Here is a 16,462-nt window from a genome sequence, read left to right as displayed (position 1 = left end):
GTGTAAACCTTTGCGGCAGCCTGTTATGGCTGCCGCAATGTATTTGCATCCTGTACAGACACTAGAGGATTTTCTTCAAATCCATCTCTTCCTGGATACGGTCGCAATAAGCAACATGGGTTTTGATGGCCTCATCGACACCGGCGTTAAACAGAGCAGTTCCCAACTCTTTGATGACGAAATCGGTGAAAAAATCGGCATCGAACTGTTCAAGCGTTAAATCGAAATTCGCCTCACAGTAATCCACCAGCTTCTGGCGAATATCTTCCTTTTCATTGAGGCTCAGTTTAATTTCACTCATCACGTTTCCAGATAGCTAAAGGGGTTGGCGTAATTTAACTCCCTCGCGCACCTGCATCAACCGCTGCGCTCACAACCGTTCGCCTTTGTGCCGTGCTTAATGCTTGCAGCCGGATAAGTGTGTGCCTACCCGGCAAGTTGCGTTAATCAGGTTTTTTTATTTTTCCGCACCACTGACTTTTTTAATATCACCCTTTGTCGCCTGTGGCGCGCCATTGCCCCAGTTGCCTCTGACATAATTAACTACGTTGGTCAGTTCATCGTCAGACATCACTTCTTTATAGGCTGGCATTTTAAAAGAGATATTGCCCTGGGTTTGCGGTGTTTCAGCGCCATGGTAAATAACCGAGATTAATGACGACGGATCTTTGGCGGTAATTAAGGAATTATTCGCCAGAGAGGGAACGGTGAAATCTTTGCCCTTTCCATCATCACCGTGGCAGGTCGAGCAATACATGGAATAAAGCGTTTTACCATCCGTCGGTTTATAGACAATAGAACCGTCAGGTGAAACCGGTGCGGTGGCTTTGCGATTAAAACTCAGCAAATAAAATGAGATAGCATTCAAATCGCTTTCGGTCAGATATTGCGTGCTCTGTGTGACGACTTCGCTCATTGGCCCGGATATCGCGTTATGCTGGCTCCGCCCCATACGTAATAAATCTTTTAATTCATCCTGGGACATCGAGATGTTTCTTAACGAAGGCGCATACCAGCCATCAATTGTCGCGCCGCTAAGATAAACATCGCTGGAGGCGTCATACCCTTTTTCCTGCATCGTCACCCCTCTCGGAGTATGACACGCACCGCAATGGCCCGGTCCTTCAACCAGATATGCGCCACGGCTGAGTAATTCTTTATGGTTATCGTCTTTTATAACCGGCGTCTCCGGCTTCACCTCGTCGACAAATAACCAGTTCCACACATGCAGAGGCCATCTGGCAGACAGCAGCAAAGGAATGTCATTCTCTTTGTTTTTTTCCGGCGAGGCCGGCACTTCATGCATGAAATAATCGTAAAGCGCGTGGATGTCTTTATCGCTCATTCTGGCATACGACGGATACGGCATCGCGGGATAAAGCGCATGGCCATCTTTTGCAACGCCGTGCCGGACGGCTTTTTCAAAATCTTCGTAGCGGTAATTACCAATACCGGAGCTTTTATCGGGGGTAATATTGGTGGCGTAAATATCGCCGACCGGCGTGGAGAACTTTTTCCCACCCGCCATCGGTTGGCCGCCCTCTGCGGTATGACACGCCACACAGTCTGATGCGCGCGCCATATATTCGCCCGCTGACGTCGCCGCAGCATTGCCTGTCACTAATAAGCAGCCGATGGCCAGTAAAGTCTGTTTCATGTCGCTCATCCCATCGCCTTCAGTTCGTTGACCGCACGCCACGCCTGGTCAATCGCGGTATGCGCGTAGGCGTCCCAGTCTGAGTCAGAGTTGGCTATTGCGATGCGTCCAATCGGCTTACGCGCCCGCTCGACGATCGCGGGGATTTTGTCCATATCATCAAACAACGCACTGGCGTAATAGGCATACCCGTGCGCCCAGCGGTTAACGGTAATGGCGGTGATATCTCGTTCATGGTCAAAGCCGGTCTGGCCGAGCATTTCCTGCAATTGCGAACGGATCATTTTTTCATGCGTGTCGAACGGCGTGCCGAGTAAATACGCTCGCCCCTGACGGAACTGCTCGCGTGCGCTCAGTTTGCTACCGGGATAGGTCGGCACGTAAACCATATGCAGGCACATCGGTTCATCGGCGTTTTGCGGATGCTGATAATTTCCCATGCTCACCGGATAATCGAGCTTCACACGGCTATAAGGTGCGGCGGGAGAATAGAATTCGTGGATGCCTAATTTCGTGAAGGCCTGCCAGTTTTTTACCACCACATTGGTGTACACCAGTGGCGCTTTGACGTTCAGCCGCAGGTCGGCTTTTTGGTCTTCCGGCGTTTCAGGCACCAGATACGGGATCATCATATTGTATCCCGCCATGATGGCTTTTCGCCCTTTCACCCGATGGGCTTTGCCGTCGTTCACGTAGGTCAGCACCACTCCGTCTTCGGTGTTTGCAGCATTAATCACGATGCTGTTAAGGCGCAGGCGCGTGGTGTTTTGCGGCAGATCCAGCTTGTCATACTGAAGCCTGGCGGTAACGGAATCTTCCATGGTGTTGCCAGGTAGCGCATCAGGGATCAGGTGGCGGACAATCAAACGCGCAAGCCCGGCATTACCATCAGGGAAATGATAAACATAGGGTTCGTCGAGATCGGCCTGCGCCTCTTCATCGAGCGGCGGTAACGCCATGGCATCCATCCCCGGAAGTGCACAGGTTCTGGCATCGCTACAACTCACGCCTTCGATACCGATGGCAAAAAAGTCGTTGGTCCGTTGCTGGAAATACATCACCGCCGTGTTGCTCAGGCCGACTTTTTCCACCAGGAAATCCCGGTAACTGTGGGTGTCCATCCACGCTGTTTTTTCGTCGACTGACATGCCTTTCAGGTAATCCACCGGATTCACATGCAAATCCAGAATCGCTTTTCGGTCGCTTTCACTGAGTGGGAAATCATTAATAAACGCCTCAAGGCTGCGGCCATTAATTTTATCGCGCGGGATATCATCGGCGACAGCGTGGCCTGGGTCACCACTCACAATTTTGGTTTCACCAAAGTTCTTTTTATCAAAGAAAACGCCGCGGCTCAGTTTCAAATCGGGGTAGAAATTAACCTGAAAATCCTGCTTCATTCTGACGACACTGACACCGACAGTAGACATCAGCTTATTTACCACCGGGCTAAAATTACGACCCGGCGATTGAAACGCTTCACTGCCACCGTAGCCGATGACCTTTTTACCGCCCGCTTTAAATTCATTGCGTTTCGCGTGGCCGCCAAAGTCATCGTGATTATCAAGCACCAGAACTTTGCTATTCTTACCCGCCAAATCGTGCCAGAAGCTGGCGGCAGATAATCCACTTAGCCCACCACCGACAATCACCAGGTCATATTCTTCTTCGATGGGCAGATGGTCAGTACTGAATTTTTCATGATCGCGTCCAATCGCATGCGCCATTTCAAACGAACCGGGATGATTCCCACGCAGCCCGGTAAGCTGCGGAGGATAATAGTCCTCGCCAATAATTGCGCTGGCTTTACCGGCCGCTTTTGCAAGGTCGAGTGGAGTCACCCCTGCGGCAATAGTAATGGCAACTCCATTGAGAAAATCACGTCTGGTAATCGACATAAAAAACCTTAATGTCAAAACTCTTTCGTAGGGTGGATAAGCGACAGCGCCATCCACCAGTCATGCCCATATTGTCGGATGGCGCTGCGCTTATCCGACCTGGAAAATCTTATTTCGCCTGGGGCTTTAACTCTTCATCCAGTTTTTTAGAGTCGTAATAATCGCCCTGCCAGGTAATTTTCCCATTATTGACGGTGATATAACTGACGCCTTCAAATTTTATCTGGTTATGGGTTGCCGGGCTTCCCGCCCATTCACCGCTATTTTTCCCGCTAAATTCCCAGCGAAAAGCGATAGTGTCGTGGTCGTAGACCGGCTTGCTGGTCATTTTCCACGTCAAGTCCGGAACGGCTTTAATAAACGCACCAATCACCTCTTTCTCGGCATTATTCTTACCTTTCACCGGCGCGCCGCTGGCCGCATCGTAATAAACCACATCACTGGACAAATATTGCGCGGCTTTCGCCGGGTCATGCGCATTCCAGGCCGACATATAATCTTTGACGACCGATAATGGCGACACGTCCGCCAGAGCAAAATGTGAAAATAGCGCAAGGGATATAACAGCAAGTTTCATGGATTTCATTGCAGCACCTTATTCAGAGATATCGCACATGATGTGCTTCACACGGGTATATTCGTCCAGGGAGTAGGAAGACAAATCCTTGCCGTAGCCTGATTTCTTAAAGCCACCGTGGGGCATCTCCGCACAAAGTGGGATGTGGTTGTTAATCCACACGGTGCCGAAGTCCAGGCGAATACTGAAACGCTGAGCGCGGCCATGATTACTGGTCCAGATACTCGCCGCCAGGCCATATTCCACGTCGTTGGCTTTATCCAGCGCTTCCTCCTCAGAGGTAAACGACTGCACGGTCATCACCGGGCCAAATACTTCGTGCTGGATGGCCTCGTCACGCTGTTCCAGTCCGGAAATGATCGTCGGCGCAAAATAGAAGCCAGGACCCTCACCTGCAATCCCCCCCGTTTCAATCACCGCATGTGGCGGAAGACGGCTGATAAAGCCTTTAACCTGTTCAAGTTGATTGCGGCTGTTTAACGCGCCGTACAGCGCATCTTTATCTTCAGGAACACCAAACTTGATTTGGCGGGTTTTGTTGACCAGTTTTTCGAGGAATGCGTCATAGATGGAGGCTTCAATCAAAATGCGCGTCGCCGAGGTGCAGTCTTGTCCGGCATTAAAGAAACCCGCCGTGGTGATGACATCCACCGCTTTTCCAATGTCGGCATCCGCAAACACGATAACCGGTGCTTTGCCGCCCAGTTCGAGGTGTGCTTTGGTGAGGTTCGCCGCCGCCGAGGCTGCGACTTGCAATCCTGCACGCACTGAACCGGTAATGGAGACCAGCGAGGCTTCGGTGCTGGAAACCACCAGCGAGCCGGTCTCCGCTTTACCGAGCACCACGTTAAATGCGCCCTGCGGGAAAATCGGCGCCGCCAGTTCTGCCAGAATCAAGGTGCTGATCGGGGTGGTATCGCTGGGCTTTAACACCACAGTGTTACCTGCCGCCAGTGCCGGAGCGATTTTCCACACCGCCATCATGAAAGGATAGTTCCACGGCGTCACCTGCCCGACAATGCCCAACGGTTCGCGGCGAATGGTGGAAGTTAAGCCCTCGGTATATTCGTACGAGGCTTTCCCTTCCAGGCAACGTGCCGCACCGGCAAAAAATCGTAGTGCATCACAGGATGCCGCAATCTCTTCTTTTTCAATGAAATGGCGCAATTGACCGGTTTCTTCGCTCTGCGCCTGCGTCAGCCGCTCAACATTGCGTTCAATTTCGTCAGCCAGTTTTAACAGCGCGCGCTGCCTTTGCGACGGAGTAGAATTTTTCCACACCGCAAAGGCACTTTTCGCCGCGTCATAGGCTTGTTCGACCTCAGCACGACCCGCACTTGGCGACAAGGCGTAAGTTTCTCCATTTACCGGGCTGACCAACTCAAAAAGGTTCTCTTCCGATCCCGACACATATTGCCCGTTGATAAAGTGCTTAAGAATTTTCATCGTGCTCTCCGACCATTTAAACATAAATTATATTATGTAATATGTTTGATGGAGGTTAAATTCAATAACATTTTACTAACAACATGATATGCATCCCATTTCGAAGTGATTTTTTACTGTGCAATCGGCTCAGGAGAATTAAGTGTTGTGAAAGGCTATCTTCCCTTTGCCTTTTGAGTGGCGGCCACATGCCTGCCACCTGAAAGATGACGGTCAGATACTTAAGCCTTCCTTCATAAACAAGGGGTTGTATGCTATGTTCAATGGCTCATTTAAAGGATTATCTCACCAGGGAATATTATGATTACGCATGCGGTGATATTCGCGCCAATCGGTCAGGCCAGCCGTTCCGATCAGATAGTTCAACGACTTTCAAATGCCATTATTACCGGCTTGCTTGAGGCAAATGAGCAGCTGCCTAATGAAGCCGACCTTGCAAAAATGATGGGTGTTTCGCACATCACGATTCGGGAAGCGTTAAATACGCTGCGCGCCAACAACCTGATCCATACGGTTCGTGGGCGTAAGGGCGGGAGTTTTGTCTGCGAGCAAACCTGGGAATTCAGCAATATTCTTAATCCATTTAAGATGTTGAGTACTGATTACCTGTCTGATTTGGGTGAGATGCATTGTGCGATTATCAGCCACAGCGCAAGGCTTGCGTCCCGCCGAATGACTCATGCGGATATGACTCGCCTGCGCGATTTTGTAGAGGTGCTCAACACCTCTGACACCCCCGAGTCTCGCACTCAGGCAGACATGCGTTGTTTGTTAGCCATTGCCGCATGTTCTCAGTCAGCCCGCCTGGCAAACCAGGAGCTGATTTTGCAGTCTGAATGGTCGTCACTGGTGGCAATTCTGTTCCGTTCCGACGATATTCATCGCGAGATTGTCGAGCTGTATACCTCGTTAATTGACACACTGGCATCACACAATGAAGGTGAGTCAGTGAGCATTGCCAGGAATTTAATCGATACGTTTACTTTCTATCTGATAGAAAATAAATTGAAGCACAATGCAAACAGCACTCCGTAACTATCTGGAATGCATATAAATAAAAATAGGCATACCTATGCTACAAACAACATCACTCCGTAAGCTTAGCGACAAAATTGATAGCATCATTAACTCCACCATTGAGTCCACCGGTTTACTTGCCCGAGCCATTGAAACGTCTCTGGCTGAGATTAAGGACGTTAATCTGGAGCATCTTCTTGAACCGTCAGTCAGAAATATTATTCAGGGCCATATTAAGCAGACTCTGAATAGTCATGTTTACTGTTCTGGTGCCGGTTTTGCCAGCCATATTGAAAGCAGCTGGAGCAATAAGGAATTCTGGCTACTGGAGTGGTGGTATAAAAAAGCTGATGGCGTTAAACAGGTTAATCTTGATTTAGACCAGGCGACGCAACAGCGGCTGGATTTCAGAACCTTTGAATGGTTTAAACAGGCACCCTCAGTGGATAATGCCTTTTTGCATGGCCCCTACGTCGACTATATTTGTAATACTTCATATACCCTCACCTCTGCCGTTCCGGTGCATTTTCAGGATCGGTTCCTGGGGGTTGCTGCCATTGATTTACTGGTGAGTCGTGTCGAGGATGAATTATTACCTTTCGCTGCGAATGACAAAGTTATCCTGACCAATAAAGAGCGAAGAATTGTTTTCTCAACACATCCTAAATTTCGCGTTGGTGATTTGTTGAATACCGATTTGGTCGCGGTTTTTTATCAGAATGATTACTTTAATTTTTATCAGTCGATATAGTTTTGGCGGGTTGGATGGATAAAAAAAGTCGGATAGCGCTTTGCTTATCCGACTTACAAGTCATGTTGTCGTAAGTGCCGTTATCGTTGCAGTTGTAGGGTGGATAAGCGCTAAGCGCCATCCACCGTTTACATCAACGCTATTAATTCTGTTCAGCATTCAGTTTGCGGGCATACTCAATCGCATCATTTTCCGGTGCACTCGAGCGGCCAAACGGTTTGCTTACCAGCATATAAATCAAACCTGAACCGATAACAATAGCCAGCCCGACCAGTACCGTCCAGCGGTCCATAAAGTTCGCACTGTCAGCCGGTTGAGCCAGCAACCAAATACCGCACAAACCATAAGCTAACGCCAGAATATTGACGATAAGTCCCCATGAACCGACTGTCCATTCCCCTGCAGGCTTCCACCCTTTAAAGCGTTGGCGCAATGCCGCCAGTACCACCATCTGGAAAGAAATATAGATACCGATAACCGCAAATGCCGTAATACGCGCCAGACTATCAGGCTGGAAATAGACCCACACGCAAATAATCACCGGTAATAAACAACTCACCATCATGGCGTTATCCGGCACGCTGTGTCTGGAAATCTTCGACATCCACTCGCTACCAGGCAGCATGTTATCGCGTGAGAATGAGAAGATCAGGCGGCTTAATGCAGCTTGCAGCGAAAGAATACACGACAGCATCGCGATAACTGCCACCACAATAAACACCGTGGCACCCGTTGGCCCCAACGCTTCGTTAAGAATGGCGGGAATTGGGTCGGAGATTTTGCCGTTTACAATATTGACTAAATCCGGGGACGATAACAGATAACCCATAATCGAAATAACGGCTGAGATGGCACCAAACACAATACTTAAAATCATCGCGACGGGAATTTTCTTACCGGGATTTTTCACTTCTTCCGCCACATTACCGCAGGCTTCAAAACCGAAGAACATAAACAGACCCATCAATGATGCAGACATAAAGGCAGTGGTGTAATTGCCGTCTTTAGCCAGCACACCCATCGAATCGAATACCACAGAGAAAGGTTGTGAGCGATGGAATATCAACAGATAAATACCCAGCGCGATAACGCTTACGATTTCGCACCAGAAACCAATACGCGCCACACGTGCCAGGTTTTTAGTCCCTGACATGTTCACTACCATCATGATCAACAGCAGGATGACAGACGTCACCATCATGTTGCCGGCACTGGTGGCGTAGTGGAATAAAGAGGCGACAAAAGTTGAAGTATATTCAGCAATAGAAGTAATGGTGACGACTAACGCCCAAAGATAAATCCAGGCCGCAATCCATGCATATTTTTTGCCCCACAGTCTTCTCGCCCATGGATATAAACCGCCAGTAATCGGATATTGCGATGCCACTTCACCGAAGACTAACGCCACCAGTAATTGCCCACACGCCACAATCAGGATCCACCAAATGGCGGGAGGCCCTGCGAGAGTGACGGCCAGCGCAAACAGCGAATAGACCGCCGTCAGAGGCGAAAGATAAGTAAATCCCAATGCGAAATTAGACATCAACCCTATCGAGCGATTGAACTGCTCGCCGTTAACTGGCTGATGTTGGTCATGTTGTTTGTCTGTCGTCTGTTCCATATCTTTTCTCTTTATGTGGCATAAGGGCAGGCAGTGTTCATATTTTATAAAACATAATATGTTATATGTATACGCGCAATGTCACATAATTGTTAAGATTGTGTATGGAGTTTTAACAGGAGGGGTTTTGTCGGATGACGCTGCGCTTATCCGACCTACGAAAGGCAATAACGGCAGTGGCTGGATGAATGTAGGGTGGATAAGCGCAGCGTCATCCACCATTTTACAAAGTCAGAATGTAGGGTGGATAAGCGCAGCGTCATCCACCATTTTACAAAGTCAGAGTTTCACGCAGACGTACTTCATCTCCAGATACTCCTCAATCCCAAAGCGCGAACCTTCACGGCCAAGCCCCGATTGCTTGATGCCGCCGAATGGCGCGACTTCATTGGAAATCAGCCCGGTGTTGACCCCAACCATGCCATATTCCAGCGCCTCAGGAATTTGCCACTGGCGTTTAGCATCCTGGGTGAAAATATACGCGGCGAGGCCAAACTCGGTATCGTTGGCGTAATTCACCACTTCTTCATCGCGCTCGAATTTAAACAGCGGTGCCACAGGTCCGAAGGTTTCTTCGCGGGCAAATCGCATCTCTTGCGTGACATTGGCCACCACGGTTGGGGCGAAGAAGTTGCCGCCAAGTGCGTGTTTGTGGCCGCCGGTTAACAGCCTGGCGCCCTTTTGCAACGCGTCGTTCAAATGCTGTTCAACTTTTTCAATCGCTTTGGCATTAATCAGCGGCCCCTGGGTCACGCCGTCCTCCATACCGTTGCCAACTTTAAGGCCATCGACGGCTTTCACCAGTGCATCGCACAGCTTTTGATAAATGCCGCTCTGCACGTAAATGCGGTTTGCGCACACGCAAGTCTGCCCGCTATTACGGAATTTCGACGCCATAATCCCTTTTACCGCCAGCTCCAGATCGGCATCATCGAAGACGATAACCGGCGCATTTCCGCCCAGTTCCAGCGACAGCTTTTTAATCGTCGGCGCGCACTGTGCCATTAATAAACGTCCGGTCTGGGTTGAGCCGGTGAAGCTCAGTTTGCGCACCGTGGCATTGCCACACAGTTCGTCACCAATTTGTTTCGCATCACCCGTAATCACCTGCAACAGCGCTTTCGGCAGGCCTGCCATCTCGGCCAGTTTGGCTAGCGCCAGTGCGGTGAGCGGCGTTTGTTCCGCCGGTTTAACGATAATCGCACAGCCTGCGGCTAATGCCGGTGCCACTTTACGGGTGATCATGGCCGCCGGGAAATTCCACGGCGTGATAGCGGCACAAACACCAATGGGTTGTTTAGACACGATAAAACGTTGATCGGGGTCAGTCGGTTGCAACAACACCCCATCGACTCTTTTCGCTTCTTCCGCAAACCAGGTAATAAACGAGGCGGCATAGTTCACTTCCCCACGCGCCTCAGCCAGCGGCTTCCCGCCTTCAAGGGTAATCAGCCGTGCCAGGTCTTCGCTATTTTCATGGATAAGACTCACCCAGCGATGGAGGATTTTCGCCCGCGTCGCCGCGGCCTGCTTCTTCCACTCTTTCTGCGCAATGTCAGCCGCGGCAATCGCCCGCAGGGTTTCCGCCTGCCCCATCAAAGGCACGTCGGCTATTTTCTCCCCGGAGGCGGCATTGACCACCGCCATAGTCTTGCCCGACAGCGCATAGCTCCATTCACCATCCACCGGACAACTGTCGAGCAGCAGGCCAGTATTGTTTAAATTGATCATCTCGGGCCTCACATTTGCGTTGCAGATTTAATGATATCCAGGGCTTTGTCGAACTGCGCATCCGGGATAGTCAGCGGGTAGAGGAAGCGGATGACGTTCCCGTTTTGACCGCATGTGAGTAGCAGCAAGCCTTGTTCCAGCGCACGTTTTTGAACCTGTTGGGCGACGGCGGCAGAAGGCTCGCCGGTGGTGGTGTCGTAAAACTCAGCCGCAATCATCGAGCCCAGTCCACGCACTTCCGCTAACGCTGGACAACTTTGTTTAATATCACGCAGCGCTGAAGTCAGTCGCTCACCTAACGCTGCCGCGCGTTGGCACAGTTTTTCGTCTTCGATGATGTCCAGAACCGCCAGCGCGGCGGCCACAGAAAGCGGGTTACCGGCGTACGTTCCGCCCAGTCCGCCCGGTGCTGGCGCATCCATAATGTCTGCTTTACCCACTACGCCGGATAACGGCATGCCGCCCGCCAGGCTTTTCGCCATGGTCATCAGATCAGGTTGATGGGTGTAATGATTCATGGCGAACATTTTGCCGGTACGGGCAAAACCACTTTGCACTTCGTCGGCAATCATCACGATGCCATGGGTATCGCAAATCTGGCGAATCGCCGCGACAAACGCCGGAGGCGCAACATTAAAACCGCCCTCGCCCTGAACCGGTTCGAAGATAATCGCCGCCACCTGGCTGGCTTCGATATCGGACTTGAACAGGCGTTCGATGGATTTCACCGCCTCTTCGGTAGTGATCCCGTTGAGTTCTGACGGATATGGCGCGTGGAATACTGAGCCCGGGAATGGGCCAAAGCCGATTTTGTAAGGAGCCACTTTGCCGGTTAACGCCATCGTCATATAGGTGCGGCCATGGAAGCCACCGCTAAAGGCAATCACGCCAGGACGACCAGTATGAGCGCGGGCAATTTTCACCGCGTTTTCTACCGCTTCAGCGCCAGTGGTAAAAAACGCTGTTTTCTTCTCTCCAACAACTGGCGCGGAGGCGTTAATTTTTTCCGCCAGGGCAACGTAACTTTCGTAAGGGACAATCTGATACGCGGTGTGAGTAAATGCCTGAAGTTGCAGCTCAACCGCCTTGACCAGACGTGAGTGGCGATGGCCGGTATTTAACACGGCAATCCCGGCGGCAAAATCAATATATTCCTTGCCTTCAACATCGGTGATAGTGCTGTTCTGCGCCGTTTGTGCAAAGAAATTACACATCACACCGACACCACGGGGAGTAGCAGCCAGACGACGTTGATGGAGTTCGTTATTACTCATTTTTTTATCCCTCACACATTTATCAAATAGACAGGTTGTATTCACGGATTCATTTAGACAGTATCTGGTACCTTAATCGAGAGCCAAATCGTTTTAATAACAGGATCCAAATGCGTTCACTTGCCGTAGATGTGATCAAGCAGGCATTTATTCAGACGCCTGGCGAGAAACTTCATAAGAAACTCTATCTCGCGGTATGCGGCTGTATTCTTGAGGGAAGTTTACGCCCAGCCGCGCGTATGCCGCCGACCCGGGACCTGGCGAATGAGCTGGCGTTATCACGCAATACCGTGCTGCGGGTGTATGAACAGTTGCAGGCCGAGGGTTATATCTCGACGCGAACCAGTAGCGGGACATTTGTTACCGAAAGCGTGCTGGATAATCTCAATACTCAGGTCGCCAGGACGGCAATCACCTCACTGCCCGATGCGCCTCCTAATCTGTCTGGTCGCTGTCTTGAGTTGCTGGAAAACGCCAGCGCCAGCCCGGCGCAATGGGGCGACTTTATCCCGGGCGTGCCTGACGTCAACAGCTTCCCGCACCGTACCTTTAAGAAAATCTATGACCGCATTGCCAGACGTCCCGAACCCGAACATCTGACGTATGACGCTGACGGCGGGCTTGAGGTGTTGAAATCTGCACTGTCTGATTATTTGCGCACTGCGCGTGGGGTAAAGTGTTCAACCGACCAGATTTTAATTACCGAAGGCATTCATCAGGCGCTGGATTTAGTCACCCGTACGTTATGTAACCCAGGCGACCACGCGTGGATAGAAGAACCGGGTTACTGGGGAATTAAGAATATCCTGCGCATGAATGCCGTGAATATGACGGCGTGCGGAGTCGACGATCAGGGTCTGGTTCCCGTTCCGTCTCCCGACGTGCCGCCAAAGTTAATATTCGTCACCCCTTCCCATCAATATCCGCTCGGTTCGGTGATGAGTCTTCCGCGTCGCCAGTTAATGCTTTCACTGGCACGGGAATATAACAGCTGGATTGTGGAAGATGATTACGACAGTGAATTTCGTTTCTCCGGCCAGCCTATTCCTTCACTTCAAGGGCTTGAAGATGACAGCCCGGTCATTTACATCGGGACGTTCAGTAAAACGCTCTACCCCGCGCTGCGTCTGGGTTATGTCGTGTTGCCCAGGCCGTTAGCTGCTCCGCTTAAAAAGGTACATAACGAACTGTATCGCAGCGGGCATCAGATAATTCAGGCCGCATTAGCCGAGTTTATCCGCGAAGGTTATTACGCCGCACACATCCGCAAAATGCGCCAGTTATATAGCAAGCGCCGGACATTACTGGTCGAGTTAATTAAGCAGCATTTAGGCGAAGAGTATCTCGGTTATTTCAATAGCAACGCCGGGCTACATCTGATTATTCAGCTTCCGGATCTTGCGGATGATATTCACATTGCCAGGCTCGCCAATGCCGAAAACATCCTGGTCAGGCCGTTGTCGCGTTATTACTTTAATCAGCAAAAGCTCAAAGGGTTATTAGTCGGATTCGCCAGTATTCAGGACAGCGACATGATCCCCTCTTTTGTGCGTCTGGCGAGGATCATTAAGCAAAACCTCTGACGCAAATGCATTCGCCAACCGGTTTCTCTGCACAATGGTTGAAGTTAGATATTGTTATGTTATAACATCCAAATCAATTTCAAACCTACCACTGGAGAGATTCATGACTAAACGCATTCCCACTTTGCTTCTGGGCGTGGGCATTTTACTGAGCAGTGCCCCTGTCCTTGCGCATGGCCACTCCCACGGCAAGCCATTAACCGAAGCAGAAAAGAAAGCCAGCGAAGGGATTTTCGACAATAAAGACGTGAAGGATCGCGCGCTTAGCGATTGGGATGGCATGTGGCAGTCGGTGAACCCCTACCTGTTAAACGGCGACTTAGATCCGGTGATGGAGAAAAAAGCCAGTCAGGATGGCAGCAAAACGGTGGCGCAATATAAAGCGTATTATAAGAAAGGTTACGCGACGGATATCGACACGATTGGCATAGAAAACAACATTATGGAGTTCCACGTCGGTAAAACGGTCAACGCCTGCCAGTACACCTATTCCGGCTTTAAGATCCTGACTTATACCTCCGGTAAAAAAGGGGTACGCTACCTGTTTGAGTGCCAGGATAGCCAGTCAAAAGCGCCTAAATATGTTCAATTCAGCGATCATATTATCGGCCCGCGCAAATCCGAACACTTCCATATCTTCATGGGCAATGATTCCCAGGAAAAGTTACTCAAAGAGATGGATAACTGGCCGACGTTTTATGAATACTCGCTGAGCAAAGAGCAAGTGGTCCACGACATGCTGCACCACTGATTTCGCCCTTTCTACGCCACCACGGACATCGGTTTTCCCGATACCGGGTCGGGGTGAATTTGCGCCTCGATATGAAATACCCGATCCACCAGCGCCGGAGTCATAATGGCTTCCGGCGCTCCTTGCGCAACGATAGTGCCTTGCGACATTAACACCAGAGGGTCGCAGATCTCACGCAACGCTTTTTCCACGCCATACTTATCTTGCGCTCCAAGCCTGCCCCATAAATTCAGCCACAGCAAAGCACTGTTAATTTCCATCGGACGGGAGAGCATCACATAGTCGGTGAGGCCTGGGTAAAACGCCGTCAGCGCCACCCCGGTGAGCGCAAGCTTGAGCGGGCAAATGTGATTGAGCGCGAAGACTGTCACAAGGCCTGAGCGTGAGGAATAATTGACCCTGTGAATCATTCATCTGAGCGTAGTTCTTGAGCTGATTAACACTTAATAATGTCAATCAGTTACATCCGTATTGAATTGTTAATCAAGCGATGTAAAATTAACGTTAATATGTATTGCTATTGTGAATCATTCTTCAGATTCCTGGATTTCTTCTTCGCCACTTCAACTCCTTCTCGGCGACCAGGTTTGAACCATTTTTTCAGGGAACGTTACGATGAAATTGCGCAATCTGTTGATCCTTGCCGTTGTTGCCACTGTTGTAGGTTGTAAAGCTCCACCGCCAAAAATGACGGACGATACTATCGTGACTAGCGAGATCAACGGTGTCACGCTGACGCACCGTTACGCCGTTACTGCACCTCAAGAGTTCACTCCCGTTAACGCCAGTTATCGGGCGCTGTATCCTGGGTCCATTATGAGCAAACCGGACTTCGGCGGGAAAGTCATCAGCACCCTTGAGAACGGGCAAAGCTACACCGTTTTAGGTCAGGTCGAGAATAACTGGCTGGCCGTTGCCGAGCAGGATAAGCAGGAAATGTTAGGTTATGTCCCGGCGCGGGCACTGGTAAAAAGTGAACTGTATGCGCAGACGCTGAAAAAAGACCGTCCACGTCCACGTCGTGCAGCTAAAAAATCCACCTGTGTTGCGGTGGATGGCGGCAGCAAAGCCTGTCAGAACGCTAACAGCGGAACCTGGATCATTGATTAATTGTCGACGTTTTACGTCATGCCTTTGTGTTTAAATTTGTACGCCTAACAAGGATTTATATGAAACTCTGGCTTTCGGGTCTGACGCTATTGCTGGCCTCAAGCTCAGTGTGGGCTGCTGGTAACTATCGTATCGTCCAGTCTCCTTCGCAAAAGCTGGATGTCTGGATTGACGATGTGCAAAACAACACCCCGCAAAGTTGGTGTGCGCAGGAACTTCCCCTGCGCATCGTAGCTAATGGCGATAAAAACCCGGCGCTACTGAACGTCTTTATGCCGCGTCTTGGGTCGCTGCTGGAAAACCAATGTAGCAGCGTGCAAGTCGTCAGCTGGCGCATGGAAGATCCACAAGGTCAAACCCTCGCGGTCGGTACGGCGAGCAAAAGCAGTGACTGGGCGGTGATTATTGCCCCTGTGGTTTCCAGTGAACCCAACACCCAACCGGTTCGCGAAGCCAACTCACCGTTAGCCGACCGCACACCCTGGCAGGAATTTACCCTGCAAGACGGCTGCCATCTGCGCACCTTCTGGCAAGGTGATGCCAATGCCTCAGCGATGTTTATCCCAAATGGTAAATGCGAAAAAGGGGGTTGGTTAAACGGTCGCAGCGAAATCATTCAGACTGGCGTCAAAGGCGAAACCCGCAATGAGATGACCTTTGTGCATGGTTTCCCGGTCAGTGGTTTAAGCACCGATGCAAGCTCCGACAGCCTGCTGATTACCAGCCTCAATAACGAGCGTATGGTGGTGAGTAATGAACATGCGCCGCAAAGCTGGATGATTTTGCCGTATCACCCGGAAATGAATGGCTGGAAAGCGACGGGGATGGTTGCCGTTGAAGTCCCACGCGATATGACGGTGGATGAAGCCGCCATTCAGAAGCGCTTAAATGTGGTACGCAAAGTGTGGTCGGCATGGCTTGCACCCGATACGCCAGTCACGCTGTTGTTGATTGATTCCCTGCGTCCGCAATTGCGTGACCCGGCGGTTGGTGCATGGCGCACCCAGAAGTAACCCTGAAGTTTCGTCGATTTCGAGCAGAGTAAG

At 50.5% G+C, this 16,462-nt stretch carries 15 protein-coding genes; 6 read left to right on the top strand and 9 right to left on the bottom strand.

All coding sequences use genetic code 11. The features are described 5' to 3' along the window. Positions 1–61: 61 nt before the first annotated feature. The 5 genes from WBL83_RS10080 to WBL83_RS10060 form a co-directional block, all read right to left on the bottom strand. A complete protein-coding gene (locus WBL83_RS10080; protein WP_424589008.1) occupies positions 62–301 on the bottom strand; it encodes a DUF2164 domain-containing protein in 240 nt (79 codons plus the stop codon). A 156-nt stretch (positions 302–457) separates the two neighbouring features. Further along, positions 458–1,657: a c-type cytochrome gene (locus tag WBL83_RS10075; RefSeq protein ID WP_424589007.1), complete on the bottom strand. Its 1,200-nt coding sequence runs from the start codon at positions 1,655–1,657 to the stop codon at positions 458–460. A 5-nt stretch (positions 1,658–1,662) separates the two neighbouring features. Continuing rightward, positions 1,663–3,555: an NAD(P)-binding protein gene (locus WBL83_RS10070; RefSeq protein WP_424589006.1), complete on the bottom strand. Its 1,893-nt coding sequence runs from the start codon at positions 3,553–3,555 to the stop codon at positions 1,663–1,665. Positions 3,556–3,664: 109 nt separating this feature from the next. Beyond that, positions 3,665–4,141 carry an ester cyclase gene (locus WBL83_RS10065; protein ID WP_424589005.1) on the bottom strand — a complete coding sequence of 159 codons (477 nt, stop codon included), beginning with the start codon at positions 4,139–4,141 and terminating at the stop codon, positions 3,665–3,667. Between the two features lie 9 nt (positions 4,142–4,150). Continuing rightward, on the bottom strand, positions 4,151–5,578 hold the full coding sequence (locus tag WBL83_RS10060; protein WP_424589004.1) for a gamma-aminobutyraldehyde dehydrogenase: 1,428 nt from the start codon (positions 5,576–5,578) through the stop codon (positions 4,151–4,153). A 300-nt stretch (positions 5,579–5,878) separates the two neighbouring features. Between WBL83_RS10060 and WBL83_RS10055 the strand changes: the two genes are divergently transcribed. Together WBL83_RS10055 and WBL83_RS10050 are read left to right on the top strand one after the other, a co-directional pair. After that, positions 5,879–6,613 carry a FadR/GntR family transcriptional regulator gene (locus tag WBL83_RS10055; protein ID WP_424589003.1) on the top strand — a complete coding sequence of 245 codons (735 nt, stop codon included), beginning with the start codon at positions 5,879–5,881 and terminating at the stop codon, positions 6,611–6,613. Between the two features lie 37 nt (positions 6,614–6,650). Then, positions 6,651–7,346 carry a cache domain-containing protein gene (locus WBL83_RS10050; RefSeq protein ID WP_424589002.1) on the top strand — a complete coding sequence of 232 codons (696 nt, stop codon included), beginning with the start codon at positions 6,651–6,653 and terminating at the stop codon, positions 7,344–7,346. Positions 7,347–7,488: 142 nt separating this feature from the next. Here the strand turns inward: WBL83_RS10050 and WBL83_RS10045 are convergent, their stop codons facing one another. The 3 genes from WBL83_RS10045 to puuE all read right to left on the bottom strand — a co-directional run bounded on the left by WBL83_RS10045 (position 7,489) and on the right by puuE (position 11,972). Next, positions 7,489–8,967, bottom strand: coding sequence for an APC family permease (locus WBL83_RS10045; RefSeq protein ID WP_424589001.1), 1,479 nt, complete (start codon positions 8,965–8,967; stop codon positions 7,489–7,491). A gap of 279 nt (positions 8,968–9,246) precedes the next feature. Next, positions 9,247–10,695, bottom strand: coding sequence for an NAD-dependent succinate-semialdehyde dehydrogenase (locus WBL83_RS10040; RefSeq protein WP_424589366.1), 1,449 nt, complete (start codon positions 10,693–10,695; stop codon positions 9,247–9,249). A gap of 11 nt (positions 10,696–10,706) precedes the next feature. Further along, positions 10,707–11,972, bottom strand: coding sequence for a 4-aminobutyrate transaminase (puuE, locus tag WBL83_RS10035; protein ID WP_424589000.1), 1,266 nt, complete (start codon positions 11,970–11,972; stop codon positions 10,707–10,709). Between the two features lie 110 nt (positions 11,973–12,082). On the opposite strand from puuE, the gene WBL83_RS10030 reads away from it, so the two are divergent. Together WBL83_RS10030 and zinT are read left to right on the top strand one after the other, a co-directional pair. Further along, the gene (locus WBL83_RS10030) at positions 12,083–13,555 is read left to right on the top strand and encodes a PLP-dependent aminotransferase family protein (RefSeq protein WP_424588999.1); all 1,473 of its coding nucleotides are present in this window, start codon (positions 12,083–12,085) and stop codon (positions 13,553–13,555) included. 103 nt (positions 13,556–13,658) lie between these two features. Continuing rightward, complete coding sequence (gene zinT, locus WBL83_RS10025) at positions 13,659–14,306, top strand: metal-binding protein ZinT (RefSeq protein ID WP_424588998.1); 648 nt, start codon at positions 13,659–13,661, stop codon at positions 14,304–14,306. Between the two features lie 11 nt (positions 14,307–14,317). Here zinT and WBL83_RS10020 read toward each other — a convergent pair whose 3' ends face one another. After that, a complete protein-coding gene (locus WBL83_RS10020) occupies positions 14,318–14,677 on the bottom strand; it encodes an iron dicitrate ABC transporter ATP-binding protein (protein WP_424588997.1) in 360 nt (119 codons plus the stop codon). 244 nt (positions 14,678–14,921) lie between these two features. On the opposite strand from WBL83_RS10020, the gene WBL83_RS10015 reads away from it, so the two are divergent. Both WBL83_RS10015 and WBL83_RS10010 read left to right on the top strand, forming a co-directional pair. Then, on the top strand, positions 14,922–15,416 hold the full coding sequence (locus tag WBL83_RS10015; RefSeq protein ID WP_424588996.1) for an SH3 domain-containing protein: 495 nt from the start codon (positions 14,922–14,924) through the stop codon (positions 15,414–15,416). A 59-nt stretch (positions 15,417–15,475) separates the two neighbouring features. Continuing rightward, positions 15,476–16,429 (top strand): hypothetical protein, encoded by a 954-nt coding sequence (locus tag WBL83_RS10010; protein ID WP_424588995.1) that lies wholly within the window; start codon positions 15,476–15,478, stop codon positions 16,427–16,429. Positions 16,430–16,462: the final 33 nt, after the last annotated feature.

The sequence above is a fragment of the Buttiauxella sp. genome, from assembly GCF_049686335.1.
In the GTDB taxonomy this organism is placed as follows: Bacteria; Pseudomonadota; Gammaproteobacteria; order Enterobacterales; family Enterobacteriaceae; genus Buttiauxella.
The sequence above is the reverse complement of the archived record's forward strand: the minus strand, read 5'-3'. Positions and strand labels throughout refer to the sequence as shown.

What these genes read in the sequence shown, in the direction of transcription:
- WBL83_RS10080 (WP_424589008.1), bottom strand. Translation starts at nt 301, where the DNA reads ATGAGTGAAATTAAACTGAGCCTCAATGAAAAGGAAGATATTCGCCAG.
- WBL83_RS10075 (WP_424589007.1), bottom strand. Translation starts at nt 1,657, where the DNA reads ATGAAACAGACTTTACTGGCCATCGGCTGCTTATTAGTGACAGGCAAT.
- WBL83_RS10070 (WP_424589006.1), bottom strand. Translation starts at nt 3,555, where the DNA reads ATGTCGATTACCAGACGTGATTTTCTCAATGGAGTTGCCATTACTATT.
- WBL83_RS10065 (WP_424589005.1), bottom strand. Translation starts at nt 4,141, where the DNA reads ATGAAATCCATGAAACTTGCTGTTATATCCCTTGCGCTATTTTCACAT.
- WBL83_RS10060 (WP_424589004.1), bottom strand. Translation starts at nt 5,578, where the DNA reads ATGAAAATTCTTAAGCACTTTATCAACGGGCAATATGTGTCGGGATCG.
- WBL83_RS10055 (WP_424589003.1), top strand. Translation starts at nt 5,879, where the DNA reads ATGATTACGCATGCGGTGATATTCGCGCCAATCGGTCAGGCCAGCCGT.
- WBL83_RS10050 (WP_424589002.1), top strand. Translation starts at nt 6,651, where the DNA reads ATGCTACAAACAACATCACTCCGTAAGCTTAGCGACAAAATTGATAGC.
- WBL83_RS10045 (WP_424589001.1), bottom strand. Translation starts at nt 8,967, where the DNA reads ATGGAACAGACGACAGACAAACAACATGACCAACATCAGCCAGTTAAC.
- puuE (WP_424589000.1), bottom strand. Translation starts at nt 11,972, where the DNA reads ATGAGTAATAACGAACTCCATCAACGTCGTCTGGCTGCTACTCCCCGT.
- WBL83_RS10030 (WP_424588999.1), top strand. Translation starts at nt 12,083, where the DNA reads ATGCGTTCACTTGCCGTAGATGTGATCAAGCAGGCATTTATTCAGACG.
- zinT (WP_424588998.1), top strand. Translation starts at nt 13,659, where the DNA reads ATGACTAAACGCATTCCCACTTTGCTTCTGGGCGTGGGCATTTTACTG.
- WBL83_RS10015 (WP_424588996.1), top strand. Translation starts at nt 14,922, where the DNA reads ATGAAATTGCGCAATCTGTTGATCCTTGCCGTTGTTGCCACTGTTGTA.
- WBL83_RS10010 (WP_424588995.1), top strand. Translation starts at nt 15,476, where the DNA reads ATGAAACTCTGGCTTTCGGGTCTGACGCTATTGCTGGCCTCAAGCTCA.